Below are 26,078 nucleotides of genomic sequence, written 5' to 3'. Positions count from 1 at the left end.
CATGAATGCACAGCAGGATGGTCTGCTTGAGCAGACAGAAAAGCACAAACGGCAAAAAGAACGTGTGCGCACCATGCTGGGGTTTATGATGGTGCTGGCAACCATCATGTTTGGGCTAACTTTGGTTCACCCGTAGGCTTTAGCTGTTAAAGCCAGATAATACTCGTTCACCACAGCCCATGTAGCTGCGTGGTGAGGCAAACGCTTAGCCTTGCTTCTGTGCAGGGCTTTGTGCGTTTAGAAGCGTCTCTTTGCTGATATCTATGCCTTGTGTGCGCAAACGGGTGAGATCAGATTCCAGCTCTGCCAGTTTACGTTTCTGCCAGAATAGAAAAAACACCCCAAAGCAGATTGCTAACGTAACACTGCATGCAGTTACAATTTCAAGCAGCAGCATAACAGCCTATCTCCCGTTAATGTCAGTCAGGCAATAAAAAGCCCCGCCCTTTGAGGTTAAAGGGCGGGGCTATAAAATGCCAGTGCTTACTGACGGGTTTGCTGTATGGCCGAAAGCAGCCAGCGCCCCCCGCGAGAGGGCCGGGTAAAGGTCCACAACTCGGTAATGTTCACCGGTTCGGTAGAACTCCCCTGAATAACCTGCCCCATGGCATTGGTGGTGAGGTCAATCAGGCTGTAGCGCATGGCAACGGTGGCAAAGTCCATGCCGTTTTCACGCCATGCCTCGGCCAGATCGCCCTGAATGAAATGCACATCCGAAACAACGTTGCGTGCCCCTTGGCTGGCAAGGGCAGAAAGCTGCTCGTTAAAGTAGGACACCATTTCAGGCGTGGCCATTTGCTGCATGGCCGCAATATTCTGCTGGTTCCACGCTGTCTGAATATCCATCAGCGTTTGCTGGAAGGCCTGATAATCTGCAGTGTTAATCTGCAAGGAGGCATTCCCACCAGCAGAAGGCATAGCCCCTGGTGTTACTCCCGGTGAATTGGCCACACCGCCAGCACCCATGGAAAAACCGCTGCCACCAGAGCTTTTATTGCCCGTAAAGCGACGCACCAGCCACATGACGATCATGACAACAAAGGCCACTTGGATCATCAACCCGATCAGGCTGAAAAAGCTGTGCATGCCGCCCAAAAGGCCGTGCCCGCTCAGCAGACCGAACAAGCCAGCCCCCAAAAACCCACCAGCAAACCCGGTCAGGAATGGATGCCGAACGCCGGATTGTGCAAAGGGGGCTGCCGGGCGTGCAAACGGTGCTGTTTGCGGCCCATAGTTAGGGGAAGGCGCCGTGCGCGGCGTAATGGAGCGTTCCATTGGGGCCGCACTGTAAGGAGCCGTACGTGTGGGCGGAGGCGCGCTCCATGTTCTGCTGCCACGGCTGCCCATAGAGCCACCTTGGCCGGGTCGGGCATCAGCATGCAGGGCCAAAGGCCCCGCAATAAGGCCGATGCTCAGGAAGGCGGTGAGAACAGGTGCAAGAATGCGGGGTTTCACAGAAAGAATAGTCTCCGGCTAAGAGGTTATGCCCCGGCAATGCTGAGGGCATCTGTACGTAATGTGGGGGCATCCGTGCCAAAACGGAAGTCCAGATCATTAGCTAACGTAATGGACGCAAAAATATCCAGAAGGTTGCCCGCCAAGGTGAACTCGGCAGCGGATTCTGCAATCTTGCCATCGCGAATCATAAACCCGGAAGCACCACGGCTGTAATCACCGGTCAGGCCATTGATGGAGGATCCCATCATCTCGGTAATGTAGAGGCCTTCCTTGATATCTGCCATCAGCTCGGTGGGGGAGAGTGTGCCGGGCTCAAAAAACAGATTGGTGGCAGAAGGGCCGGGCGGCCCAGATGTTCCGCGTGCAGCGTGGGCATTGCTTTGCAGCCCAAGCTGGCGAGCACTTCGGCTATCCAGAATCCAGCTCTGCAAAGCGCCATTTTCCACCAGATGCAACGGTGCAACCTGCATGCCTTCACCATCAAACGGGCGGGAGCGCAGGCCTTTTTTACGGGTGGGATCATCCGTAATGGTAATATCTTTGGCAAAGATGGACTGCCCAAGTTTATCCTTCAAAAAGGATGTGCCTCGTGCAATGGCTGTGCCTGTAATGGCCCCGGCAAAGTGGCCCAGAAAGCTACCAGCTACCCGAGGGTGAAACACCACAGGGTAACGGCCAGTGCGGGGTTTAATGGGGTTAAGGCGTGCAATGGCTTTTTCCCCAGCACTTTTGCCAAGCTCTGTCGCATCTTTCAGATCACGCAGCCAGACTGTGCCGTGGTAATCGTAATCACGCTGCATGCCATCGCCAGAACCTGCCAGCACGCAAACAGAGTTGGAATGGTGTGTGCGGGTATAACTTCCGGCAAAACCAGCGGATGTCACCAAAAACACTTCTGTGCGCCCGCAAGAGGCGCTGCTGCCAGCGCTGTTGGTAACGCCTTTTATGGCCAGCGCGGCTTCTTCTCCAGCGCGTGCGCGAGCCAGAAGTTCTTCGGTTGTAGGCTCTGCCGAATCTGCCAGTTCCAGATCATTCTGGGTAAAGCGGCCTTGCTGGGCCAGTGGGTTTAGCCCGGCATATTGATCTTCTGGCAGCACACGGGCCATGGCCATGGCCTGTTCTATCAGCGCATCAAAGCGCGAAGGCTCCGGCGTGGTGGTAGAAAGAATGGCACTTTTTTTGCCAGCAAAAACACGAAGCCCCAGATCCGTGGTTTCAGATCGTTCCAGTTCTTCTGTCACACCATTGCGGACACCGGCGCCAGCCGCCACGCTGCGGACAAACACAGCATCTGCTGCATCTGCCCCAGCCTTGCGTGCGCGGGCAACCAGATCAGAAATACGGTCTAGGGTTTGTTCTGTCATGCTGCCAGTTTCTCCGTAATGATCTGCAAGGAAGGAATGTGCTCAATCGGGCCGAGGGCTGCAAGCGTGGGTGCGCCTGTAAAGATGCGCGATGCCGCACGGCAAATGTCCCCAGCTTTTACGGCTTCAATTTTGCTGACGGTTTCGGCTGTGGGAATAATCCGGCCGAAAATCTGCAACTGTCGGGCAATCTGTTCGCATCGGCTGCCAGTGCTTTCCAGGGACATCAGAAGCGAGGCTTTAAGCTGTGCCCGTGCCCGCACCAGCTCTTCTTCCGTAACATAGCGTTGAATCTTGTTCAGCTCTTCCAGCGTTACGGGCACCAGTTCCGCACATTCCTTGGCACCTGTGCCAGCGTAAATGCCGAAGATGCCGCCATCGGTAAACGGTGCGTTGAAGGAATAGACAGAATAGACAAGCCCGCGCTTTTCCCGAATTTCCTGAAACAGGCGGGAAGACATGCCACCACCCAACACGGTGGAAAGCAGAAGAGCGGGAAAGTAGTCCGGGTCTCCATACCCAAAGGAGGGGAAGCCCAGCACAACATGTGCCTGATCCAGTTCCTTCATCTGCCGGAATTCACCGCCACCATAACGGGCAGAGAGAGTGGCTGGCGCAGAAGAAGAAGACAGATTGGCAAAATGCTGCTGCACGCGCTGCACCACGTCTTCATGGTGCAAGTTGCCTGCGGCAGCCACAATCATGTTGTCTGTGGTGTAATGCGCTTTCATGTAGCGCATCAGGGTTTCGCGGCTCATTTCCCGGATCAGGTTTTCCGTGCCCAAAGTGGGTCGGCCCATGGGCTGGTTAGGAAAAGCTGTTTCCTGAAAATGATCAAAAACCACATCGTCAGGCGTATCATTCGCCTGTCCGATTTCTTGCAGAATAACCCCGCGTTCGCGCTCCATTTCGGCCGGATCAAACGTGGAGTTGGTGAGGATATCACCGATGATATCAACGCCCAGCCCCAGATTTTCCTTCAGAAGCTTGACGTAATAAACAGTCTGCTCCCGCGCGGTGTAGGCATTGATATGCCCGCCAACATTTTCGATTTCCTCGGCAATGCGCAGGGCGGAGCGGCTGGTTGTGCCCTTAAAGGCCATGTGTTCCAGAAAGTGAGAAACACCGTTTTCTTCTGCCGTTTCGTGGCGTGTGCCTGTGGCCACATAGGCCCCGAAAGAAACAGTTTCCACCCGTTCCATGCGTTCTGTCACAACAGTCAGGCCGGAGGGCAGGCGGGTAATGTTGATGGGGTCTGTCATTCTTGTCCTGAAAAAGAAAGGCCGCCGGGCAAGGCGGCCTGACACGGGAAAGTAAGATGTGGGGTGTTAGGGAGCGTTTGCCAGTACCGCAGCGCGCACGGCATCTTTAATTGCGCCTTCGGTTGCCGGAACGGTGCGATAACGTTCTTCCCGCTCAAACAGATCTTCCAGATGCACAGGCAATGCTGGATGAATACCCGTAGCCGCCACCATGGCATCCGGGAACTTGGCCGGATGCGCTGTGGCTTCTGCAATCATGGGCACGCCCGGCTGCCGGAACTTGCGGCCCGCAGCAATGCCAATGGCGCTGTGGGGGTCTGCCAGATAATTGGATTTCTGGTGCAGGTTACGAATTTCTGCTTCCGTCTGTTCATCATCCAGCGCAAGGCCGGAGAAGACGGTGCGGGCATTTTCCCATACTTCTTCAGGCACATCCATATGCCCGGTGGCGCGGAAGCCCGTCATGATACGTGCGCAGGCAGCGGAATCACGCCCCAGAAGTTCAAACAGCAGGCGTTCAAAGTTGGAAGAAACCTGAATGTCCATGGAAGGTGAAAGGCTGGGCACCACACCTTTGATTGTCATGTCATTGGCATTCAGGAACCGGGTGAGAATATCGTTCCGGTTGGAGCCAACGCACAGATGCTTGATAGGCAGCCCCATTTTGCGTGCAGCCCAAGCGGCAAGAATGTTGCCAAAGTTGCCTGTTGGCACAGCAAAGGAAACTTCACGCTCTGGGGCGCCAAAGTTCAGGGCCGCATAAACGTAATAGGGAATCTGAGCCGCAATACGCGCCCAGTTGATGGAATTGACGGCGGAAAGATGCATTTCCCGGCGGAAAGGCAGATCAGCAAACAGAGCCTTTACCAGATCCTGACAGTCATCAAACGTGCCTTCAACGGCCAGATTGGTCACGTTGGAATCCAGCACGGTTGTCATCTGGCGGCGCTGCACTTCGGATGTGCGGCCTTTGGGGTGCAGGATGATAACAGACAGACGGTCCCGCCCGCGGCAGGCTTCAATGGCGGCAGAACCTGTATCGCCAGAGGTCGCACCAACAATGGTCACGTGGTCATTCCGCTGGGTCAGCACATGTTCAAAAAGCTGGCCCAGCACCTGCATGGCCATGTCCTTGAACGCCAGCGTGGGGCCGTGGAACAGTTCTTGCACAAACAGGCCATCTTCCACCTGTGTCAGTGGCACAATGGCTGGGTGGTCAAAGTTGGCATAGGCCCTGGCGCACAGGCTGCGCAGTGTTTCCAGATCAATATCCGGTGCTGCAAACGGGGCCAGAACACGGGCCGCCAGTTCCGGATAGGGCAGGCCACGCAGGCTTTCCCAATCAGATAGCGAGAGTTCGGGCCATGTTTCGGGCAGATACAGGCCGCCATCCTCGGCAAGACCGGTAAGCAGAACATCGGCAAAGGAAAGGACGGGAGCATTCCCGCGAGTGGAAATATAGCGCATGGAGAAACTTATATCCTGAATGGCGAACGCCGCGAAGTGTCCTTTTTAGGGGGAAAGCCTGTAGCCTTTATTGGGGTGGAGGCGTTGTGGGCAGCGTAAGCTGATACACCGTGATAGGCCATGAAATAGAAGGCGTTGCCGCCCCAAAGCCCACGCTGTGATCAAGCTGACTGGCCGCTACATACAAATGCCCATGTCCATCCAAACCGGGTGTGGTGGGCCATTTCAGGCGTTCATCCGTAACCAGCCGACGCGGAATGCGCCCAACGGTGTAGCTGAGGATACTGCCTGTGGTGATATCAGACCAATAAAGCGTGCCATCATTATCAATGGTCAAACCGCCCAATGCGGGAGTTTTATACCACTGTGTCACACCTTCTTCAAACGCTGCGGGCGTTACGTCCGGGTCCGTGAACAAGGAGGTGGACACACGATACAGAAAACCTGCGGGCGGCTGCATAACAATCCATGTGCCATCCGGGCTTACCGCAATCATGCTGGTATCTACGGCAATGGCCTGACCATTTGCATTCAGCAGCGGGCCTGTAGGGGTCTGGATCGGTTTGGTGGCGGTAAGGGCTGGGTGGTGGTCCAGAAAACGCCGCCCTGATGCAGATGGAATATCGATAAGCAATAGCCCTGCCACGCCAGAATCTGGCACATAAGCTGTAGAGCCATGCACGGCAATGCCAGAAAGAATACTGCCCTGATGCAGCAGATTGGCTTCTATTGGCACAGTATGGGTCACTGTGTTGGTGGTTGGGTCAATCTGGATCAGGCGTGGGGCCGCAACAGGTGGTTTTTCACGGTTTGGCACGCCGCTATCCAGCACCCAGATGCTGCCATCTGCTGTGCGTGTCATGCCTGCAAGGGCTACAAAATGGGTATCGTTTGTGGCCTCGCGGTTGTTCCAGTCTGCATTTGGGTATGGAGCAAGGCTGCCATCGGTCTGCCGAACCCATAGCTGCGGGCCAGTATTGCCAACCCATGCCGGGGCTTCCAGCAGCATCCGGCCATCGGGCAGAGGCAAGACAGCATCCCATATCTGCTGGTTGGACTGCATGAAAGGCACCAGTGCAGAAGCAGGAAGTTCCGGCACTTTGGGCATATGCACAGCCCATGCAGGGTGGCCCATAAATGGAGAAAACAGGGCAGCCGCCAGCATGGCACGGCAAACCGTGCGGCGCGGCAGAACAGAACGCAGGAAAGAATGCTTCATCAGGGGCGTCCGGTCAGAAATCTTGCAAACAGGTGAAAAATGAATGCAGCAGTTTCGGGCCTGCACGGTGTTTATGCAAACGCGTTCTGTGCGGGGCGGCTGCCCCTCTGCCACATTCAGGTGTCAGGCAAGAGGGGCTTTTGCGATTATGCGTCTTCCGCACGTTCCACATAACGGCGGTGGATATGGGCCATATAGGCCGAGGCATCCAGCTTGCGTCCTGTAGCATCCTGCACAATCTGCGGCATGGAGGCACTGCGTGCACGGCCATGCACGTTTTCACGCAGCCAGCCCAATAGCGGCGTAAAATCACCTTTTGCAATGGCAGGCATAATGTGTGGCACCTGCTTGCAGGCGGCTTCCCGCAGTTGTGCGGCTGTTAAGGCACCAAGGGTGTAGCAGGGGAAGTAACCGAATAGCCCCTCCGGCCAATGAATATCCTGCAAGCAGCCCCGACCATCATCTGGCACATGCAGGCCCAGAAGCGCGTGAATGCGCTCATTAAATGCGGCAGGCAGATCAGCTAGAGGTAAATCCCCGGAAATCAGCGCTTTTTCCAGTTCATAACGCACCAGAATGTGAGCGGGGTATGTTACTTCATCCGCATCTACTCGGATAAAACCGGGCTGTACGTGGGTGAGCAGCCGGTGAATATTGTGTGCATCCCAGCCAGTTGTGCCTGCGGGCACATCAAAAGCTGCCTGAAGTTTGGGGGCCAGCCAACCTGCAAAGGCATTGGAGCGGCACACCTGCATTTCCATCAGCAGAGATTGGCTTTCATGCAGCGTCATGCCGCCAGCCTGCCCAACAGGTTGAGAGAGCCACGTTTCTGGCAAGCCCATATCATACAAGGCGTGGCCTGTTTCATGCAGCACGCCCATCATGGCGGGAATGAAATCATTTTCATCATAACGGGTGGTCAGCCGCACATCATGCGTTGCTCCACCGCAGAATGGGTGCGTGCTGACATCCAGCCGCCCGCGAGTGACGTCAAACCCAAGCTGCTGCATAAGCTGGCGGCCCAGTGCTTCCTGCCGCGGCACGGAAAATGGTCCGGGCAGAGGGGGGGCGGCGGGCAGGCTGTTCTGTTTTTCCAGCACGGTGCCAATCAGTTCAGGCAGGCCGGCGGCAAGCTGTGTAAAAACCGGATCTATATCCGTTTGGCGGGTGCCGGGGTCAAATGTGTCCAGCAGCGCATCGTAGGGGGAAAGGCCCAGCTTTTCCCCTGTGGCAACCGCAATTTCACGCGTAAGGCGCAGCACTTCAGAGAGTGTGGGCAGAATGGCTGCAAAATCACCATTCTCGCGCGCGGTACGCCATACCATTTCGCATCGGGCCGTGGCCTGCGTGCTGGCTTCCACCAGTTCTCCGGGTAGCGCCGTGGCGTGGGCATGCAGGCGGCGCATTTCTTCCAGATTGGCACGGCGCCAGACATCATCGCCTGGTTCTGCCTGTTCCAGCAGTTCTGCAATAACTGGGGCTGTTAGAATTTCGTGGCGCATGCCTTCCAGCATGGCCAGATTTTCTGCCCGACGTTCTGCTGCGCCGGAGGGCATGATCACCTCCTTATCCCAGCAGAGTATGCCAATGGCATCATTGAGGGAGGAAAGGCGGGCAAAGTGGCGTTCAAGGGAAAGATAGGCTTTATTCATGATGCATATGGTAAAGCATACACGCCGCGCACGGAATGCACTTTGTGAGGCATATCAGATGACAAAAAGGAGCCAGTTATACCCATGCAGATGGATACGCAGGTAGAATCTGCACTGGTATTGTTGGCGCAGGGCAATGCGGAGCAGGCATTACGTCTTCTGCAAAACTGCTTGCGGCAGAATCCGCACCACGCTGGCGCACTGCATGGCATGGCCTGTGTGGCGCGTGCGGGTGGGGATAACCGTGCCGCGGTGGCTTTTGCGGCTAAGGCTGTGCAGTTACAGGCAGAACCGCATTTTCATATTACACTGGGTTTGGCCTTGCTGGCAGAAGGGCAGGTGGAGGCGGCACGGGCAGCCATTCATGTGGCTGTTCTTGCATCTCCCAAAGATCCGCGTGCGCATGATGCCATGGCCTCTGTTCTGGAAGCACAGCAGCGCATTGCAGAGGCTGAACGTGCTTTGCGCACAGCTATAAAGTTACGGCCATTGGAGCAGGAGCGGCATCTGGCTCTGGCTGCTTTTTTGTCACGTCATGGGCAGTTGGAAAAAGCAATAGAGGTTTCCAGCAAGGCCTTGCGGTTGGATACACAAAACCTGTTTGCACAAAATCTGCATGGCATGATCCTGCATGGCGCTGGCAAAGCGGCAGAGGCCGAACCTTATTTCCGAATTGTAGCCGCTGAACTTCCAACATCCGCACCTGCTCTGGCCAATCATGGGGCGGCGTTGTTTGCGGCACGCAGTTATGAGAAGGCCCGGGATGTTTTAGTGAAATCTGCGCAACTGGCCCCCAAAGCAGCAGAAACACGCAGTAATCTGGGGCTGGTGCAGATGGCGCTGGGCCGCTTGCAAGAAGCCGCGCAGGAATTGCAAGCCGCATGCGCATTGCAGCAGAATGATACGCGCCTGATGCTCAATTACGCCACGGTTCTTGCTGATCTGGGTGAAAATACGCAGGCGGAGGCCTTGTTTTGCAAGGTGGAAAAACAGGCAGGTAATAGCACGGATGCCGCCCGAGCACGTATGAACCGCGGCGTGCTGTATCTGGCCCAAGGCCGCTTTGCTGAAGGTTGGAAGCTGTTTGAGGCACGCCAGAACCTTATTGCCCCTCCTACTTGTGCAGCCGGGTTGCCTCGGTGGGATGGCACTCCGCAGGAAAAGCCTGTGCTGCTCTATGCAGAGCAGGGATTGGGCGATGTGTTGCAGTTTCTGCGCTATGTTGCTCCGGCGGCTCAGCGTGTTCCGGTTTTGCTGTATGTGCCGCAAAGCATACGCAGCTTTGTGCAGCAGATGGATTTAGCTCGTCTGCCTCATGTCACGGTTTGCACAAGCCAACATGCGCCAAAAGCCGTAGCAGCTTGCGGCCTGATGAGCCTGCCTGATGTGCTTGGTATGGAAACACCGTTTGCATGGCGGCCCGATATTGCAGGCATTCATAAACCAGCCCCCAGCAAGAAAGCTGCTTTGCGTATCGGGCTATGTTGGGCGGGTAATTCAACGTATCAGTTTGACCGCAGGCGCTCGATGAACCTGCAGGCCCTCGCACCGTTGGGGCAGTTGGATCATGTTGAATTTCAGTCGCTTCAAAAAAATGAGGAAGGGCAGCCGCCTTCATTCCCAATGACGCAATTACAGCAAGGTGATGTGCTGGAAACAGCCCGTGTTATGGCGGGGCTGGATGTGGTGATAACTGTAGATACCATGATAGCGCATCTGGGTGGCCTGCTAGGTTTGCCCGTGTTGCTGCTTGACCGTTTTGGTGGCGACTGGCGCTGGGCTGCAGGTTCTACCATTACTCAGTCAGATGGAGAGGTGCGCAGCCTGTGGTATCCTTCCATTAGGGTTATTCGCCAGCCACAGGCGGGCGAGGGGGATGCCCCGTGGCAGCCCTGCATCGCAACCGTTGTGCAGATTTTGCAGAAGATGGCTGAAAAACGCACGGATATGGTGCCCTAAAGGCTGTTGCCGCTGTGTGAGAGCACTTTATGATAGCGGCATGACACGCATTTCCTCCAAAGGTGCTACGCCAGCAATGGCGCAGTGGTTCACCCTTAAGGCCGAAAATCCTGAAGCCCTGCTGTTTTTTCGCATGGGTGATTTTTACGAATTGTTTTTTGATGATGCCACGGCCGCAGCGGCTGCGCTGGATATTGCCCTAACAGCACGCGGCACACATGCGGGGGAACCGATTCCCATGTGTGGGGTGCCTGTGGCGGCAGCGCCGGCCTATCTTGCGCGTTTGATCCGGCGCGGCTTCCGGGTGGCGGTGGCAGAACAGACAGAAACGCCCCGTAAAGGCAGGCCAGCAAGCAAGGGGCCTTTGGCGCGTGGCGTTGTAAGAGTCATTACTCCCGGCACGCTTACAGAAGATGAACTGCTGGAGCCTGGGCGTTCTAACCTTTTGCTCGCATTGGCACTCACAGCGCCGCAAACAAAGGGAAAAAGCAAAAAAGCAGAGGCATCCTTTGCCGATACAGTTATTGGCGCTGCGTGGATTGATGTTTCAACGGGGTTGTTTGAAACTGAAAGCCTGACAGGCAAAGGGCTTCCCGCGCTTTTAGGCCGTCTGGACCCTGCGGAAATTCTTGCGCCTGCCATTCTTAATCTGGCGGATTACGAGGCCCGCCGTGCGCCAGAAACCGTGGCATCGGGCGCAGATACGGCACGCCAGCGTCTGGCCAGTGCTTTTGATGTGGCCAGCATAGAAGCCTTTGGCACCTTTACGGATGAAGAAAGCGTGGCCGCTGCTATGGCGGTGGAATACGTTCAGCGCAGTCAGGCAGGCAAGTTGCCGCGTCTGGCACATCCTGTTCCGCAAAATGAAAGTGGCATTCTGGGTATAGATCCGGCCACACGCGCCAGTTTGGACATTTTACGTGCGCGGGACGGAGGGGATGAGCACACACTATTTTCTGCCGTAAACCGTACGGTTAGTGCAGCCGGGGCACGTATGTTGGCAGAATGGCTGGCTGCCCCGCTTACACATGCAGGCCAGATTGCCGCCCGGCAGGAAGGCTGGTGGTGGCTGAAGGAAGATGCGGTGCGACGTGAGGCGTTGCGCGGAACGCTTAAAAAAGCTCCAGATATTGCACGCGCACTTGGCCGTTTATCCCTTGGGCGTGGGCAACCGCGAGATCTGGCTGCCATGCGTGATGGCCTTATGGTGGCGCGGGAGGCTGCGCGTATTCTTACGGCTGCTGATGCCGTATTGCCCCCGGCGTTACATCAGGCGGTTACACGGTTGGGCGGAGGGCAGGCGCTGGAGGCCGAACTGGCACGTGCGCTGGCGGAAAACCTTCCGGCTCGGTTGGATGATGGTGGTGTTATTGCGCAAGGCTATGATGCTAAGCTGGATGAATACCGTGGATTGCGAGATGATTCACGCCGCCTGATAGCGGGCTTACAGGCCAAATATGCGGCACATTATGGCCTGAACAGCCTTAAAATTCGCCATCACGCCCAGCTTGGCTATGTGATGGAAGTGCCCGTAGCAGCCAGCGCCAAGCTTAAGGACAAGCCAGAGCTTATTTTACGGCAAGGCACAGCCAGCAATGCGCGTTTTGCTACAGAAGAACTCTCAACGCTGGATGCCCGCATAACCGAGGCCGCAGAAAAAGCATCCCAGCGTGAAAAAGAATTGTTCGGCGCGCTGGTTGAACAGGTTTTGGCAGAACGCAGCATGCCGGTTTTGGCGCAGGCTTTGGCTGTGCTGGATGTTTTGCAATCCTGCGCAGATTTGGCGGGTAATGGAACGTGGTGCCGGCCAGAGGTGACTGAGGATTTTGCTTTTGCGCTGGAAGGATGCCGCCACCCAGTGGTGGAAGCCGCCCTGCCAGCCGGCACACGTTTTACACCCAACACGTGTGATCTGGCGCCACAGCAGCGTGTTATGCTGCTAACCGGGCCAAATATGGCTGGTAAATCCACCTATCTGCGCCAGACAGCACTGGCGGTTATTCTGGCGCAAGGCGGTTTTCCCGTTCCGGCTGATCGGGTACGAATCGGGGTGGTGGATCAGCTTTTTTCCCGCGTGGGTGCTTCGGATGATCTGGCGCGCGGGCGTTCTACCTTTATGGTGGAAATGACGGAAACCGCCGCCATTCTTAACCAGGCTGGCCCGCGTTCTTTGGTTGTGGTGGATGAGATAGGGCGTGGCACGGCCACGTTGGATGGTTTGGCAATTGCATGGGCTGTGTTGGAGGCTTTGCATTCAAGCGTGCGCTGCCGTGCAATCTTTGCAACGCATTTTCATGAACTTTCGCGCTTGGTGGATACACTCCCGCGGCTTTCCCTGCATACTATGGCGGTGCGGGAATGGCGGGGACAAATTGTGTTTTTGCATGAAGTGCTTGCAGGATCAGCCAAAAAAAGCTGGGGTGTACACGTTGCGCGGTTGGCCGGTGTACCACACGCGGTGGTGGACCGGGCAGGGCGCCTGCTGCGGGAGCTGGAACGTGCTGAAAATACAATACCCGAACCGCTTCCGCTGTTTGACACGCAGAAGACATTACCCCCTGAGCCCCAAAATACGTTAAGTAAACGTTTGATGGACATTGACCCGGATAGCCTGACACCCCGTGCCGCGCTGGATCTTCTGTATGAATTGCGCAAGGAAGCCGCGCAGGAAGACCACGCACAGGCAGCAGGCTAGATACTATGACGCCAGACCCCATTCAGGAGCAGAACTCGCCTCTCATGCCCACCCCTTCCGTAGAGCCTGCCGCCGCGCAGCAGTCCGACATGACCATGCTGGCTACCCTAACGCCAGAAATGCTTTCTGCGTGTCTGACGCGGGAATTAAGAGACGCAACACCGGAAGATGCGGCTATTCCTGAACGGGATGATGCTGTTGCCATTTTCCGCCGTCATCTGGGGCGGTATCAGGCAGATATACGCAACCGGTTTGAGCGGCATGAGCTTAAAGGCGCAGGCGCAGCCAAAAAGATAGCTGTTTTTACAGACGTGATGGTGCGCGCCATTGTTGATCTGGCCGTACGCGCCACTATTGGGGCGGGTACTGTAGAAAGCGGCGTATTGCCCAGCTTCGCTATTGCCGCCACGGGTGGTTACGGGCGTGGGCTGCTAGCACCTTTTAGCGATATTGATCTGCTATTTCTGGTAGCGGAAGAAAGTGCAGAGCGCGCGCATCCGCTTATTGAATACGTTCTGTATTTTCTGTGGGATCTGGGTGTGAAGGTGGGGCATGCCACCCGCACCATTAATGAGTGCATTGAGGAAGCTAAAAAAGACACCACAGTGCGTACCGCGCTGCTGGATGCACGTTTGCTGGCTGGAGATTCAGCCCTTTTTGCCACGTTTGAGGCCCGCTACATTCTGGCTTGTGTGGATGCAGGTGCCGCTGGTTTTATTCATGACAAGCGCCGTGAACGTCTGGAGCGTCACCGGCGCTTTGGTGATAGCCCATATCTGGTAGAGCCCAACATAAAGGAAGGGCGCGGGGGACTGCGTGATCTGCAAACCCTGTACTGGATGTGCCGCAATACTTTTGGCACCCGTCACGTTAAAGATCTGCTGGCTCCAGAATTTATCTGGATGGGCCTGCTAACGGAGCAGGAAGCCGCACGTGCCCGCCGCTCTTGGGACTTTTTGTGGACGGTGCGTTTGCATCTGCACTACGTGGCAGGGCGGGCGGAAGAACGGCTGACTTTTGATATGCAGCCCGTTATTGGCGCACGCATGGGGTATACCCGGCATGGGCGGCAAAATGGGGTGGAGCGCTTTATGCGCCACTACTTCCTGACAGCTCGGGAAGTTATGCGTTTAACCCATGTTCTGGAACCCGCAGTGCTGCGGCAGGCTCAGGGGCCGGTGGCTAACGCAGCCAAGCCTGATGAGGCTATGCGGCAAGCCGGGTTTACCCTGCTGGATGGGCAGATTTTGCCTGATCGTGGCGTAAGTTTCGATCAAGAACCCATTAAAATGATGCAGATTCTGGATTGGGCGCGTCTGCGCCGCCGTCCGCTGCATCCATTGGCGCGGCATCAGCTTATCCGGTGGGAGCGTAGAGCCACCAGCCTGCGGGACAACCCGGAAGCTTCACGTATTTTTCTTGATCTGCTGTGTGGTGATGAATCTACGGTGGAGCAAAAGCCACGTCGTCGCCCAGCAACAGCTTCTGTGCCGTCTGTGGTGGAAGAAAGTGGTCTGTCTTATTCCGCGGCTTATGGGGAGTATCCGCCCGCAGGGCATGCACACTGGCTACATATTCTGAACGAAACCGGCATTTTTGGCCGCCTGATTCCAGATTGGGCGCGCATTGTCGGGCAGATGCAGTTTGATACGTACCACGTGTTTACTGTGGATGAGCACACCATAGAGGCCGTGCGTATTTTGGATGAAGTGGCCTCTGGCCGCATGGCGGATGAAATCCCCATTGCGTACGAATTGGTAAAGGGGCTGCATTCTAAACGGGCGTTGTATATGTCTGTTCTGCTGCACGATGTTGCCAAAGGGCGGGGTGGGGATCACTCCGAAATCGGGGCGGAAATTGCCGCTGAACTCTGCCCGCGTCTTGGGATGTCTGGCGAAGAAACAGAAACAGTTTCTTGGTTGGTGCTGCATCATCTGCTGCTGAGCCATACGGCGTTTCAGCGCGATATTGATGACCCCAAAACCATTCTGGATGTGGCAGATATTGTGCAGTCTCCAGAACGGCTGCGTCTGCTGCTGCTGCTAACCATTGTTGATATGCGTGCCGTAAGTTCCCGTGTGTGGAACGCATGGAAAGCTACGCTGCTGCGTGAGTTGTATGTGCGTGTGGCAGAAGTTCTGGCCGGTGGCCTAGCCACTACGGAACGAGATGTGCGTGTGCGCCATGCCAAGGAAATTACAGCCGATATTCTGGCAGAAGAAGGCGTTCCGCAAAAAGATATCGAACGCTTTTTGGGGCTGGGATACGCTGGTTACTGGCTTTCCTTCGATTATGAGACACATCGCCGCCATGCACGGCTTATCCGTGCGGCAGATGCCAAGGATGCACCGCTTACAGTAGAAGTGCTGCCCCTACCTGCGCGTGGGGTTACGGAAGTTACCATTTACACGGTGGACGTGCCGGGCCTGTTTTCCAAAATAGCAGGGGCCTTGGCGTTGGCTGGGGCTTCCATTGTGGATGCACGCATCCATACCATGACACACGGTATGGCGTTGGATACATTCTGGATTCAGGATACTTCTGGCCAAGCGTATGAAGAAACGCACAAGCTTGCCCGTCTGGCATCTCTGATCGAACAGGGGTTAAGCGGCCATATTGATATTAGTGAAGAAATTGCCCGAGCCGGCTTTGGGCACATGCCCATGCGTATGCGCGCCATTCATGTGCCGCCGCGCGTGGTGATAGATAACGGAATTTCCAACACCTACACCGTTATCGAAATCAACGGGCGCGATCGTCCCGGCCTGCTGCATGATGTAACGGCCGCCATGAGCCGTGAAAACTTGCAAATTGCCTCTGCCCATATCACCACCTATGGCGTGCGAGCCGTGGACGTTTTTTATGTGAAGGACCTGTTTGGTCTGAAAATCACAGATAAAAAACGTTTGGAGGAAATCCGTGAGCGCTTGCTGGCCGGGCTAAAGGAAGCAGAAGCCGAGGCCAGCGCTTGTGCAGATGCGCGCTATTCAGCCTGAAATATCAGGCTGAAACAGGATGGTGCCCGGGGCTAGCCGCGGAAAGGCCGTGGTTAAGCCCCGTCCGTAGCTGCTGGCCTTCGGGTGTGTTGGCGTCTATCAGACCGTGGCGCAGGAACAGATCAATCAACACCAGATTAACGTTGAACTTAAATTCATCCGTATCGCGCACAATCTGAAACACTTTCGCCAAAGGCAGCAGCGCGAAAGATTCCACTTCGCCGTCCGCTGCTTCTGGTTTGAAGTCTTCAGGTAGATAGAGATCATAGCAGACTAAAATATCCCGCCTGAGCCCTTCAGGCCGTTCCATGGCGTAAACCAGATGCCCTGTTTCCTGCGCCTGAACCACAAGATCATGCGGGATGCTGGCTTCTTCTGCCGCTTCCTTGATTAGGGCTTCACGCGGTGTGTGGCCAGCGGGTACGCCACCAGCTACCAGATGGTCCAGCTTGGATGGGTCCAGCCGCTTGTTTGCGGCACGACGGCCTGTCCATAGATAAAGGCCATCTGCTTTGCGCACCAGCCCGTTCATGTGTACGCCTGTGGCAACCAACCCAAAAAGAGGCAAGGCGCCGCGGTCAATGCGGGCAATGGCAGGTTTACCTACATCTGTTCGCACATCAAACAGTTCGTGGTGGGAGCGGTAAAAACCTTCCTGCGCCAAGGCTTCGCCCAACGTTTCCAGTTTGCTTGGGTCTGGCAGGTTAAAGCCGGTTGCACGGTTGCCCAGACCGTCTTTTTCCAGCCTGTCAAACAGTTCTGGCGTAATCCACCCGGCCGCCGTACCCGCCAGAGAAAAAGGGGCACGTTTGCCAGGAATGATAGCAGTGTTGCACTGCCTGAGATGCCGAAGAAAAGGCGTGATGTCAGAAGACATGGAAACAAGATCCTGTTGAACTGTGCCTAGCGTGTCTGAAGTTGTTATCGGGTGTGGCAAAGGCGGTGGCAAGGTGTGGCGGGGTTGCAAAATGCGCCCAGCATGGCACATGCGGGTTATGCCACCACGTCGTGCGGCTGCCGGGCCGCTCAAAAAGCCGGTTTCCATAACCCTTTCGCGTTTGCTGCCATATTTGTGGCCACAGGAAAATCGTGCCTTGCGTTGGCGCGTTGTGCTGGTTCTTGTGGTCATGCTTGGGGGCGAACTGGCCACATTGGGTATTCCGCTTGTTTATAGCCGTGTGGTGGATCGGTTTACGCACCCTCATTCGCTGGCTATGGCGCCAGCGGCTTTGATTCTTTGTTACGGATTGGTACGCCTCGCTTCTGCAGCTCTTACCAATTTGCGTGATGCCTTGTTCGCACCAGTCCGGTTTCGGGTGGCAAGGCAGGCGGCTTATCGCAGTTTTGAGCATATGCATGCACTTTCCTTGCGGTTTCATCTCGATCGTCGCACCGGAGGGGTCACACGGGCCATTGAGCGTGGCACAGAGGCCGTGGAAACACTGCTGCGGATGATTATGTCCATTTCTCCCACCATCTTGCAGGCAGCATTGGTGATGGTGGTGATCTGGCGTGTTTTTAATTGGCAGTATGTGGCGCTGATGGCGCTGATGATTGCGGCCTACATTCTGTTTACCGTGAGATTTACATCTTGGCGGTTGGGAATCCGGCGCGAGATGAATGAAACCAACAGTGAGGCCACAGGCAAAGCCTTAGACAGTCTGCTGAACTACGAAACCGTAAAATATTTTGGGAACGAGAAGCACGAAGCCCAAAGGTATGACAGCGCACAGGCGCGTTACGAACAGGCTGCCAAAAAAACGCAGTATTCCTTGGGTTTTCTCAACTTCGGGCAGGCGGCCATTATCGCCCTGTCTCTTACAGCCATCATGTTGTTAGGTGGGCATGATATTGAGGCGGGACGGATTACGGTTGGCGAGTTCGTTATGGTCAACACGTACCTGCTGCAACTTTATGGACCGCTGAATTTTCTGGGTTCCGTGTATTCCGCCATTCGTACCGCCTTGGTTGATCTTGAGCACATGCTGGGATTGACGGAAGAGGAAGTGGAAGTGGCAGACCCTGCACATCCGCTGCCCATTGCCACACGCTTGCAGGTTTCTGCGCCAGCGCGGGTGGCATTCAGAGATGTGCATTTTGGATACCGGCCCGAGCGTGAAATTCTGCACGGTATCAGCTTTGAGGTGGAGCCAGGCCGCAAGGTTGCCATTGTAGGCACCACAGGGGCAGGAAAATCCACTATCAGCCGGCTGCTCTTTAGGTTTTATGATGTCTGGTCAGGGGCTGTGCTGGTGGATGGGCATGATGTGCGCGATTACCGGCAGGCAGACTTGCGCGCGGCCATTGGTGTGGTGCCGCAGGATACCGTGCTGTTTAACGAGAGCATTGGCTACAACATTGCCTATGGGCGCTTAGGGGCTACGCCAGCAGAGGTGCAGCACGCAGCCCAGTTGGCACAGATACATGATTTTATCATGTCCTTGCCCGAAGGCTATGAAACGCAGGTGGGTGAGCGTGGGCTAAAACTTTCTGGTGGAGAAAAGCAGCGTGTGGCCATTGCCCGCACGATTTTGAAAGACCCACGCGTTCTTGTGCTTGACGAGGCCACGAGTGCGTTAGACACACATACTGAAAAAGAAATACAGGCAGCGCTTAAAACGGTTTCAGCACGCCGCACAACGCTTGTTATTGCCCATCGTTTGTCCACCATTGTGGATGCAGACGAAATTTTGGTTATGGCCAAGGGGCACATTGTTGAGCGCGGCACGCATGCAGCCCTGCTGGCCCAGAATGCGGTGTATGCATCTATGTGGGCCGCTCAGGGGGGAGAAAGCGGGCAGGAGACGTGATAAAAGGTGTAGGCCTGCTGGTAAGGCTTGGCTGTGTCTGACGAATCGCGCGCCCGCAGATGATGCAGGCCGCAGAAAAATGAAGGATCAAAAAAGATGACCGAAACAGCAGGGCAGACTCCCGAAGCAGGCCCGAACATGGAAGTGCCTGAAGATCTGGCGCGGTGCGATATGGTCATTCAGCATGCCATTGAGCATTTGCGGAATGAAAAATATCCTCCATTGGCAGTAGCATCCGCGCTTCTGGGTAATTCTGTGGGTATTCTTGCCCAGATTATGGATAAAGATACCGTTTTGCGCATTCTCGACTCAGCTGCTCAGAGCGTTCGATCAGGCGAAGTACATGCGTCTGTTCGGGCACAGACCGGGCAGGAAAACGAGAAAGCCTGAGCAGAACCCTTGACTGAAAGCCGTGGCTAAGCCATAAGCCGCGCCAATCCTGAATGTGGTCGCCGGGCGCTTGTCTCGGCCCTCTGTTCCTATTTTGTATAAGACAAGGATGAGACAATGTCCCGTCGTTGCCAGATTACCGGCAAAGGTGTGCTGACCGGAAACAACGTCAGCCACGCTAACAACAAATCCCGTCGTCGCTTCCTGCCTAACCTGCAGGATGCTTCCTTGGTTTCCGAAATTCTGGGTTCTGCCGTGCGCATGCGCGTAAGCACCCGCGGCCTGCGTACCATTGAACACAATGGCGGTCTGGATGCATTCCTGCTGAGCACGCCTAACCGCAAGCTTCCTGAAGAAGCACAGGTCATCAAGCGCCGCGTTCTGCGCGCTCAGGCCAAAAAGCAGGCAGCCGCAGGCGCCTGATTCAGGGGTTTACCTTATTCAGTGGAGCCGGGTCTGCTCAGTTAACAGAGTAGGGCCGGTTTCTGCGGTGTAGATGTCTGGCAAGGTGTCAGGCATCGTCGTCTATCGGCCGGTTTCCGGCAGCCGGGTTTCCTGAAGATTTTAACATCACAGGTGCCAATACGGTGCGCGGCGGCCACAGGCGCGAAGGGATTCCCATTCGCGCCTGACCTGTTTTCTGGAGGTTTTCGTGTCCGCCACATCCGATCTGTCCAAGATTCGTAATATCGGTATTACCGCGCATATTGACGCTGGTAAGACGACCACGACCGAACGCATTCTGTACTACACCGGCGTTTCCCATAAGATTGGTGAAGTGCACGAAGGTAACACCACGACTGACTACATGGCTCAGGAACGTGAACGTGGTATTACCATTACGTCCGCCGCCGTAACCTGTGAATGGGAAGGCCACCGTATCAACATTATTGATACGCCCGGACATATTGACTTCAACATTGAAGTGAACCGCTCCCTCCGCGTGCTTGATGGTGCCGTGTTCATCATTGAAGGTGTGGCTGGTGTGCAGCCGCAGTCCGAAACCAACTGGCGTCTTGCAGACCGCTATAAGGTGCCTCGGATCATCTTCATCAACAAGCTGGACCGTACCGGCGCAGACTTCTACCGCGCATTTGATACGCTGAAAGAAAAGCTGGATATCGTTGCTATCCCGCTGCAGCTGCCAATTGGTGCAGAAGACAAGTTTGTTGGTGTTGTTGACCTGGTGGAAATGAAGGCCATCGTCTGGGAAGGCGGTGAACTTGGCGCGAAGTTCCACGATGAAGAAATTCCGGCTGATCTGAAGGAAAAGGCTGCAGAAGCACGCCAGAACCTGCTGGATACGGCTTTGGCTGTTGATGATGCAGCTATGGAAGAATACTTCGAAAAGGGTGAAGTTTCTATCGAAACCCTGAAGCGCTGCATCAAGAAGGGCGCTATTTCTGGTGAATTCCGTCCGGTTCTGTGCGGCACTGCGTTTAAGAACAAAGGCGTGCAGCCTCTGCTCGATGCCATCATCGACTACCTGCCGGCCCCGAATGACGTTGAAGGTATTCGTTGCGCTCCGCCGGAAGGTGAAGAAGAAGACGAAAAGAACCAGCCCATCATTCCGGTTGACCCGAATGGTAAGTTCGCTGGTCTGGCCTTTAAGATCATTAACGATAAGTACGGCACGCTGACCTTTGTGCGCGTTTATCGTGGCGTACTCAAAACCGGTGATACGGTTCTGAACACCACCAAGGGCCACAAGGAACGTATCGGCCGTATCTATCAGATGCATGCTGACAAGCGTGAAGAACTGACAGAAGTGCACGCTGGTGACATTGCTGCGTTTGTGGGCCTGAAAGACTCCCAGACAGGTGATACGCTGGCAGACCCGGCTGATCCGGTTGTTCTGGAACGTATGTCCTTCCCGGTTCCGGTTATCGACATCTCCGTCGAACCGAAAACCAAGGACGCAGTGGAAAAGATGACACTGGCCCTGCAGAAGCTGGCTGGTGAAGATCCCTCCCTGCAGCTCAAGACCGATCAGGAAACTGGCCAGACCATTCTGTCCGGCATGGGCGAGCTGCATCTGGACATCATTATCGACCGTCTGCGTCGTGAATATGGTGTGGATGCAAACGTAGGTGCACCGCAGGTGGCATACCGTGAAACCATCACGCAGCCGCATACGGAAACCTACACCCATAAAAAGCAGTCTGGTGGTTCCGGTCAGTTCGCTGAAGTTAAGGTTGAATTCCAGCCGGTTGAACGTAACGAAGGTATCCTGTTCGAAAACAAGGTTGTTGGTGGTGCTGTTCCTAGAGAATACATCCCGGCAGTTGAAAAGGGTATTCGCGTTCAGTCTTCCACAGGTGTGCTGGCAGGCTTCCCGACTGTGGACTTCAAGTTCACGCTGCTTGACGGTAAGTACCATGACGTTGACTCGTCCGCTCTGGCGTTCGAAATCGCGGCAAAGGCTTGCTTCCGTGAAGGTATGAAAAAAGCTGGTCCGGTTATTCTGGAACCGATCATGGACGTGGAAATCACCACCCCGAACGATCACGTTGGTGACGTGGTGGGTGACCTGAACCGTCGTCGTGGCATGATCCAGAGCCAGGAAACCTCCGGTTCCACTGTTATGGTGCGCGCTTACGTGCCGCTGAAAGAAATGTTCGGTTACATTTCTCATCTGCGTTCCATGACGAAGGGCCGTGCTTCCTTCACCATGCAGTTCCATCACTACGATCCGGTGCCGCGCAACGTTGCTGAAGAAATCATGGCTCAGTCCAAGTAATTTCAGCCGTTTTTCGGTTTCGGAATATAAAGGTCGCTCCCTGCAAAGGGGGCGGCCTTTTTTATTGTGTAAAACCAGATTACGTTGCGTGCGCTTCATACAAAGCGGCATGCTATGGCATGAATCTGTGATGCTTTGAGTGTTTGTGATAGCGCAGAAAAGAAACGGAAAGACGAACAAGATGCCAAAGCTGTTTGAATGTGCACCTGATCAGATCGCGCAGAAAACACGGGTAAACAGGCGTGCGCTTATGCAGCTTACGTTAGGGGGGCTGGCATCTGGCTTTGCTGCGCATAAAGCTTTTGCTCAGGCACCTTCGTTAGCTTTTGCGTCTTCTTCCGTAGATAAAATGCCGCCTATCAACGGGGTGTATGATTGGCGTGCATTGCCACCCACACCGTTGGCGCTTGAGGCCGAAAGTGGAGGCCTGTCTGTTGATACGGGCATGGTGCCAGCGCAGGGTAAGGCGCAATTATATTATGCATCGGCGGGGGAGGGTGTGCCGGTCATGCTGCTGCATGATGGTTTGGCCAATTCCAATTATATGGGAGACCTTGCCCGTGCACTGTTGCGCGCCAGATGCCGTGTGATTGTTATGGATATGCGAGGGCATGGGCGCAGCACAATGGGTGCCTTGCCCTTGGGGTATGATTTGCTGGCCGATGATGTGCTAACGGTCATGGCATTTCTGCACCTGCGGCGCGTGGCTTTGGTTGGGTGGGGAGATGGTGCCGTGCAGGCGCTAGATGTTGGTATGCGGCACCCCAGCAGTGTCAGCCGGATATTTGCTTTTGCACCGTGGAGCACTCCAGATGGTCTCCTCTCTCGCGCAGAGGATATTCCTGCTTACAAATCCTTTATGGAAAGAACGCGGCAGGAATACAGGCAGCTTTCTTCTACGCCCCATCGGTTTGGAGATATGGAAGCCGCAGTGCAGGCCATGCGCAGCAGGCAACCCAATTGGACAGATGCAGATCTTATGAGAGTGACAGCACCACTATGGGTGGCTGCTGCAGATCATGATGGTGTTGTGGGGCGTGTGCAGGCCGAGCATATGGCCGCTACGGTAGAAGGGGCTGGCCTTTTGGTGTTGCCCAATACCAGCCACTTTGCCTTTTTGCAGAATCCGCAACTATTTACGTTGGCGGTAGAAAGCTTTTTGGGCGGACGGTAAACTATATGGGGCTGCCGGTAAGGCAGCCCCTTTTTTGCAAAAGTGCCTTAGCCAAATGCCCCAATGTTGTGCATGATGGCGACGCTAATTTCCCGAATAAGCTCGAACATCTGTTGCATTGGCACAAAGATGTCTCTGTGTTCGCGCTCGTAAATACCTTCTTCGCGCGGGCCACGTGGTTCATGAAAATCAAGGTTAGTTGGGCCTGTGCTGGTGGGGAAGATATGCTCAAGTTCTTCCAACACTGCCGGAATATCCAGGCACAGTATGTGTTGCATCATGACGTCATGGTTAAAGCCACCACGCGGCATAAAGAAGGGCACGCGGCATGCCAGCAGCCATATCTGCTCAATAAGCATGATACGAATGGCATGTAGAAGGCGGATCTGTGGTTCCGTGCGTGGTGCATGTTTCCACGCTTCTCTCAACGCAAGATGGTCGGCCTGAATACGGCGGAACATGGTGAGCAACTCGGCAGATAGATCAAGCTTTTCCAGATCCTGCATCAGGGAGAGAAAAGCCTTCCGGCGCGCTGGTGTTTTTTCCTCTGTGGCGCGGTCGAGCCAGAAGCCGGGGTCCAGCAAACAGACAACACTTTTCAAAACCTTATCATCCGAGCAGGTAAGGCCATGCTGGGCAAAATCCAGAGCACGATGAAAGCGCGGGCTGGATGTGCGGAATGTTTCAAAGGTTTCTGGGTGGCGGCGTACGGCAGCCCCTAAGCCCTGCAAGGTGTTGGCGCACCATCCTAACTGCTGAAGAATGGCGTTGTTGGGGATGGCGCGTAGCTGGCTTGGGTGAGTAATACGCTTGTGGGTTGCACTTTCTGCACTTTGACGTGCAGGGGGGCGAGAACCGGTTCTATCAATAAGCGATGGACCGAAAGCCCCCAACAGCGCGGCATAACCGGGGTCTTCCACCAGTTTTTTCATGCCCTCACTAATGCTGGAGAAGAAATCGGCCGAAAAATCGGGCTGATCATAAATCGGGTCTTCTTCCTGCTGTAAGGGCAGAAACAGGTTTTCTGCAATGGTGGCCAGCGTAGCGCCTGCCAGTTCTGGCGTGCCAAACAGCAGATAACCATCACCACCCTGAAAAGCCGTTTCCTCACGGCAGGCAATGCCTGTGGTTTTAAACCGTGCACGCACATGCGATGGAGAAAGGTAATCCAGCCGATCTGCCATACGGAAAGGGTGGGCACCACGGCCGATGCTTTCACCATGCGTATCAAAAAACACCACGGTGATATCCTGCATGTCCCACCGCACCAGCAGATCATGAATACGCAGGCGCAGGCGCTCTATCAGGTACGTTGCGGCCAACTGGCCAACATATCGGCCAGAATCGGAATATCCGAACTGGAAGCAGATGCGGCCAATACGGCGGATATACGCACGCCATGCAGGAGAGCGCAGGGCTTCTTCCACAATGTGCTCACCGTTCATGAGCGCATCTTCTGTTTCAAACAGTGGCGAGATTTCAATTTTATCTGCCACGCCAAAGCAGGAGGCCACCCATAGGGCCGAGAGTAACGTGTAACCGGTTTCTGTTTCTGCAATCAGGAAGCGGACAGGCGTATCGGAATCGATAAATTTGACCATCTGCGCAATGGTCATCATCAGCCGTCCGGCACTGGAAGGATCGCTCAGCAGCGCGCCAAAGTCCACAGGAACAGGCGTTACAGCTTCCAGCGCTTCGTTAATCTGGTTCAGCAATGCCCGGCGATGGGCCGGATTGTTGGGGTCATCCAGCAGGTTCAGCTTCTGGCGGACGAAGTTGTGTATCTGGGAGGCATTGAGCCGCACATGCGTATGGGCCAACCCCAGTCCATGCGCCAGAAAGCCTGCCCGGGCAACAGCCAGTGGAATGCGTGCAGAAGGCGGCGCGCTCTTGATAGCGGTTTTAAGCAGGCCATCCAATTCCGCAGCATGTGTGAGCGCGGTGTTGCGCTGAGAAACCAGAAGTTTTGCAAAATGCGCAACAGCCTGGGCATCACTGGGGCCAGCAGGAACGGCGCTGATCTGTTCCTTTACGCAGGCAATGGCCCGTTGCAGTTTTTCTGTTAGCTCTGGCGCCAGTAAGCCTTCATGCATGATCTGGCTTTCCAACCGCATCAGTTGGAACAGCTTCATGCGCAGCCGCAGGCGCAGGGTATCCCACCAGCCAATATCTGTGCGGCCATCGGTATCATAGCCCACCCAACTGGTGGCAATAACCGGGCAGGGCTTCAGGCTTGTCCATTCTTGCGGCCAGCGTGTGGCGGCTTCTTCCAGCAGGGCTGTGGCCAGCAGATCCATGGCATCCCGCGCACGGGTGATGGCTTGCGCGGCCAGTGTAAATTCTTCTTCCAGCGTGGGTGGGGCTGCGCGTCTGTGCGTTTCAAAAAATGGCGCTTCCTGCGGGGGAATGGCTTGAGAAGCACTTTCTGCCAAAGCCGCATACACAGGATTGCTCAGGGCAAACGTGGGGTGCGCAGTAAAAACCGCAGCAAATTGAATAGCGGAGATGCGTGCCTGATACTCTGCAAAAGAACCGGTAGGGCATGCTTCGGCTATCGCACGCGCGACATTACGGAGCTTCTCTTTGGTGGCTTCAAGTGTCGCGCCACCTACGTAGCGATGCAGCTTACGAGCGCGCGCCAAAAAGGCTTCATCACGCAGCTTTTGCACCAGGCTCACAATATCTGTTTGCGAGATTTCCTTGCGGTCCAAAGCTTCTCCAAGCCGGAGCGCAATGCCCATTACAGGATTTGTGCCTTCAGCTGCTGTGCCGGCATCTGGGTGAGCAGTAGCGGACGCAAGGATACTGTCCAAACGGGAAAGAGAAGATGTGTTATCCATAGTCATAAGGGCGTCCTGAAGGTTCCTGTAATAGAACAGTTATAAAGCCGGA

General features: G+C 55.2%; 18 protein-coding genes. 9 read left to right on the top strand and 9 right to left on the bottom strand.

The window, feature by feature from the left end; all coding sequences use genetic code 11:
• The first annotated feature begins 1 nt into the window (after position 1).
• Positions 2-136, top strand: a complete 135-nt coding sequence (locus EOV40_RS15465) for a hypothetical protein (protein WP_259286332.1) — start codon at positions 2-4, stop codon at positions 134-136.
• Positions 137-205: 69 nt separating this feature from the next.
• On the opposite strand, the gene EOV40_RS07920 is transcribed toward EOV40_RS15465, so the two are convergent.
• The 7 genes from EOV40_RS07920 to EOV40_RS07890 form a co-directional block, all read right to left on the bottom strand.
• Positions 206-397, bottom strand: a complete 192-nt coding sequence (locus EOV40_RS07920) for a hypothetical protein (protein WP_050820096.1) — start codon at positions 395-397, stop codon at positions 206-208.
• Between the two features lie 86 nt (positions 398-483).
• Entirely contained in the window at positions 484-1,455 is a 972-nt protein-coding gene (locus tag EOV40_RS07915) for a Tim44 domain-containing protein (protein WP_128105594.1), read from the bottom strand.
• 26 nt (positions 1,456-1,481) lie between these two features.
• Positions 1,482-2,822 carry a TldD/PmbA family protein gene (locus tag EOV40_RS07910; protein ID WP_128105593.1) on the bottom strand — a complete coding sequence of 447 codons (1,341 nt, stop codon included), beginning with the start codon at positions 2,820-2,822 and terminating at the stop codon, positions 1,482-1,484.
• Complete coding sequence (locus EOV40_RS07905) at positions 2,819-4,084, bottom strand: M16 family metallopeptidase (RefSeq protein WP_050820093.1); 1,266 nt, start codon at positions 4,082-4,084, stop codon at positions 2,819-2,821. Before EOV40_RS07905 ends, EOV40_RS07910 begins: the two co-directional genes overlap by 4 nt.
• A gap of 66 nt (positions 4,085-4,150) precedes the next feature.
• Positions 4,151-5,551, bottom strand: a complete 1,401-nt coding sequence (thrC, locus tag EOV40_RS07900; RefSeq protein WP_128105592.1) for a threonine synthase — start codon at positions 5,549-5,551, stop codon at positions 4,151-4,153.
• A 67-nt stretch (positions 5,552-5,618) separates the two neighbouring features.
• Complete coding sequence (locus tag EOV40_RS07895; RefSeq protein WP_128105591.1) at positions 5,619-6,770, bottom strand: L-dopachrome tautomerase-related protein; 1,152 nt, start codon at positions 6,768-6,770, stop codon at positions 5,619-5,621.
• Positions 6,771-6,916: 146 nt separating this feature from the next.
• Positions 6,917-8,422 (bottom strand): carboxypeptidase M32, encoded by a 1,506-nt coding sequence (locus EOV40_RS07890; RefSeq protein WP_128105590.1) that lies wholly within the window; start codon positions 8,420-8,422, stop codon positions 6,917-6,919.
• An 84-nt stretch (positions 8,423-8,506) separates the two neighbouring features.
• Between EOV40_RS07890 and EOV40_RS07885 the strand changes: the two genes are divergently transcribed.
• Genes EOV40_RS07885 through EOV40_RS07875 form a run of 3 tightly spaced genes read left to right on the top strand, consistent with a single transcriptional unit; the run spans position 8,507 to position 16,072 of the window.
• Complete coding sequence (locus tag EOV40_RS07885; protein WP_128105589.1) at positions 8,507-10,381, top strand: tetratricopeptide repeat protein; 1,875 nt, start codon at positions 8,507-8,509, stop codon at positions 10,379-10,381.
• Between the two features lie 40 nt (positions 10,382-10,421).
• Positions 10,422-13,076, top strand: a complete 2,655-nt coding sequence (mutS, locus tag EOV40_RS07880) for a DNA mismatch repair protein MutS (RefSeq protein ID WP_128105588.1) — start codon at positions 10,422-10,424, stop codon at positions 13,074-13,076.
• A gap of 5 nt (positions 13,077-13,081) precedes the next feature.
• Positions 13,082-16,072, top strand: coding sequence for a [protein-PII] uridylyltransferase (locus tag EOV40_RS07875; protein ID WP_128105587.1), 2,991 nt, complete (start codon positions 13,082-13,084; stop codon positions 16,070-16,072).
• A 4-nt stretch (positions 16,073-16,076) separates the two neighbouring features.
• Here the strand turns inward: EOV40_RS07875 and EOV40_RS07870 are convergent, their stop codons facing one another.
• Positions 16,077-16,949, bottom strand: coding sequence for an NUDIX hydrolase (locus tag EOV40_RS07870; RefSeq protein WP_128105586.1), 873 nt, complete (start codon positions 16,947-16,949; stop codon positions 16,077-16,079).
• Positions 16,950-17,130: 181 nt separating this feature from the next.
• Here EOV40_RS07870 and EOV40_RS07865 point away from each other — a divergent pair, with 181 nt between their 5' ends.
• The 5 genes from EOV40_RS07865 (at position 17,131) to EOV40_RS07840 (ending at position 23,186) form a co-directional block, all read left to right on the top strand.
• Positions 17,131-18,882 carry an ABCB family ABC transporter ATP-binding protein/permease gene (locus tag EOV40_RS07865; protein WP_208729321.1) on the top strand — a complete coding sequence of 584 codons (1,752 nt, stop codon included), beginning with the start codon at positions 17,131-17,133 and terminating at the stop codon, positions 18,880-18,882.
• A gap of 96 nt (positions 18,883-18,978) precedes the next feature.
• Positions 18,979-19,272, top strand: coding sequence for a hypothetical protein (locus EOV40_RS07860; RefSeq protein WP_050820085.1), 294 nt, complete (start codon positions 18,979-18,981; stop codon positions 19,270-19,272).
• 117 nt (positions 19,273-19,389) lie between these two features.
• A complete protein-coding gene (gene rpmB / locus EOV40_RS07855; RefSeq protein ID WP_050820084.1) occupies positions 19,390-19,695 on the top strand; it encodes a 50S ribosomal protein L28 in 306 nt (101 codons plus the stop codon).
• Positions 19,696-19,924: 229 nt separating this feature from the next.
• Positions 19,925-22,012 (top strand): elongation factor G, encoded by a 2,088-nt coding sequence (gene fusA / locus EOV40_RS07845; RefSeq protein WP_128105583.1) that lies wholly within the window; start codon positions 19,925-19,927, stop codon positions 22,010-22,012.
• Between the two features lie 148 nt (positions 22,013-22,160).
• Positions 22,161-23,186, top strand: a complete 1,026-nt coding sequence (locus EOV40_RS07840; protein ID WP_128106225.1) for an alpha/beta fold hydrolase — start codon at positions 22,161-22,163, stop codon at positions 23,184-23,186.
• A 47-nt stretch (positions 23,187-23,233) separates the two neighbouring features.
• Here the strand turns inward: EOV40_RS07840 and EOV40_RS07835 are convergent, their stop codons facing one another.
• The gene (locus tag EOV40_RS07835; RefSeq protein ID WP_128105582.1) at positions 23,234-26,032 is read right to left on the bottom strand and encodes a phosphoenolpyruvate carboxylase; all 2,799 of its coding nucleotides are present in this window, start codon (positions 26,030-26,032) and stop codon (positions 23,234-23,236) included.
• Positions 26,033-26,078 lie beyond the last annotated feature (46 nt).

The sequence above is a fragment of the Acetobacter oryzoeni genome (assembly GCF_004014775.2).
Lineage (GTDB): Bacteria > Pseudomonadota > Alphaproteobacteria > Acetobacterales > Acetobacteraceae > Acetobacter > Acetobacter oryzoeni.
Note: the sequence above shows the minus strand (reverse complement) of the source record. Positions and strands in the feature narration are given on the sequence as shown.

Coding starts and splice junctions, on each gene's coding strand:
- EOV40_RS07835 (WP_128105582.1), bottom strand. CDS start 26,032: ATGACTATGGATAACACATCTTCTCTTTCCCGTTTGGACAGTATCCTT.
- EOV40_RS07920 (WP_050820096.1), bottom strand. CDS start 397: ATGCTGCTGCTTGAAATTGTAACTGCATGCAGTGTTACGTTAGCAATC.
- EOV40_RS07890 (WP_128105590.1), bottom strand. CDS start 8,422: ATGAATAAAGCCTATCTTTCCCTTGAACGCCACTTTGCCCGCCTTTCC.
- thrC (WP_128105592.1), bottom strand. CDS start 5,551: ATGCGCTATATTTCCACTCGCGGGAATGCTCCCGTCCTTTCCTTTGCC.
- EOV40_RS07875 (WP_128105587.1), top strand. CDS start 13,082: ATGACGCCAGACCCCATTCAGGAGCAGAACTCGCCTCTCATGCCCACC.
- mutS (WP_128105588.1), top strand. CDS start 10,422: ATGACACGCATTTCCTCCAAAGGTGCTACGCCAGCAATGGCGCAGTGG.
- EOV40_RS15465 (WP_259286332.1), top strand. CDS start 2: ATGAATGCACAGCAGGATGGTCTGCTTGAGCAGACAGAAAAGCACAAA.
- EOV40_RS07870 (WP_128105586.1), bottom strand. CDS start 16,949: ATGTCTTCTGACATCACGCCTTTTCTTCGGCATCTCAGGCAGTGCAAC.
- EOV40_RS07905 (WP_050820093.1), bottom strand. CDS start 4,084: ATGACAGACCCCATCAACATTACCCGCCTGCCCTCCGGCCTGACTGTT.
- EOV40_RS07860 (WP_050820085.1), top strand. CDS start 18,979: ATGACCGAAACAGCAGGGCAGACTCCCGAAGCAGGCCCGAACATGGAA.
- rpmB (WP_050820084.1), top strand. CDS start 19,390: ATGTCCCGTCGTTGCCAGATTACCGGCAAAGGTGTGCTGACCGGAAAC.
- EOV40_RS07885 (WP_128105589.1), top strand. CDS start 8,507: ATGCAGATGGATACGCAGGTAGAATCTGCACTGGTATTGTTGGCGCAG.
- EOV40_RS07910 (WP_128105593.1), bottom strand. CDS start 2,822: ATGACAGAACAAACCCTAGACCGTATTTCTGATCTGGTTGCCCGCGCA.
- EOV40_RS07895 (WP_128105591.1), bottom strand. CDS start 6,770: ATGAAGCATTCTTTCCTGCGTTCTGTTCTGCCGCGCCGCACGGTTTGC.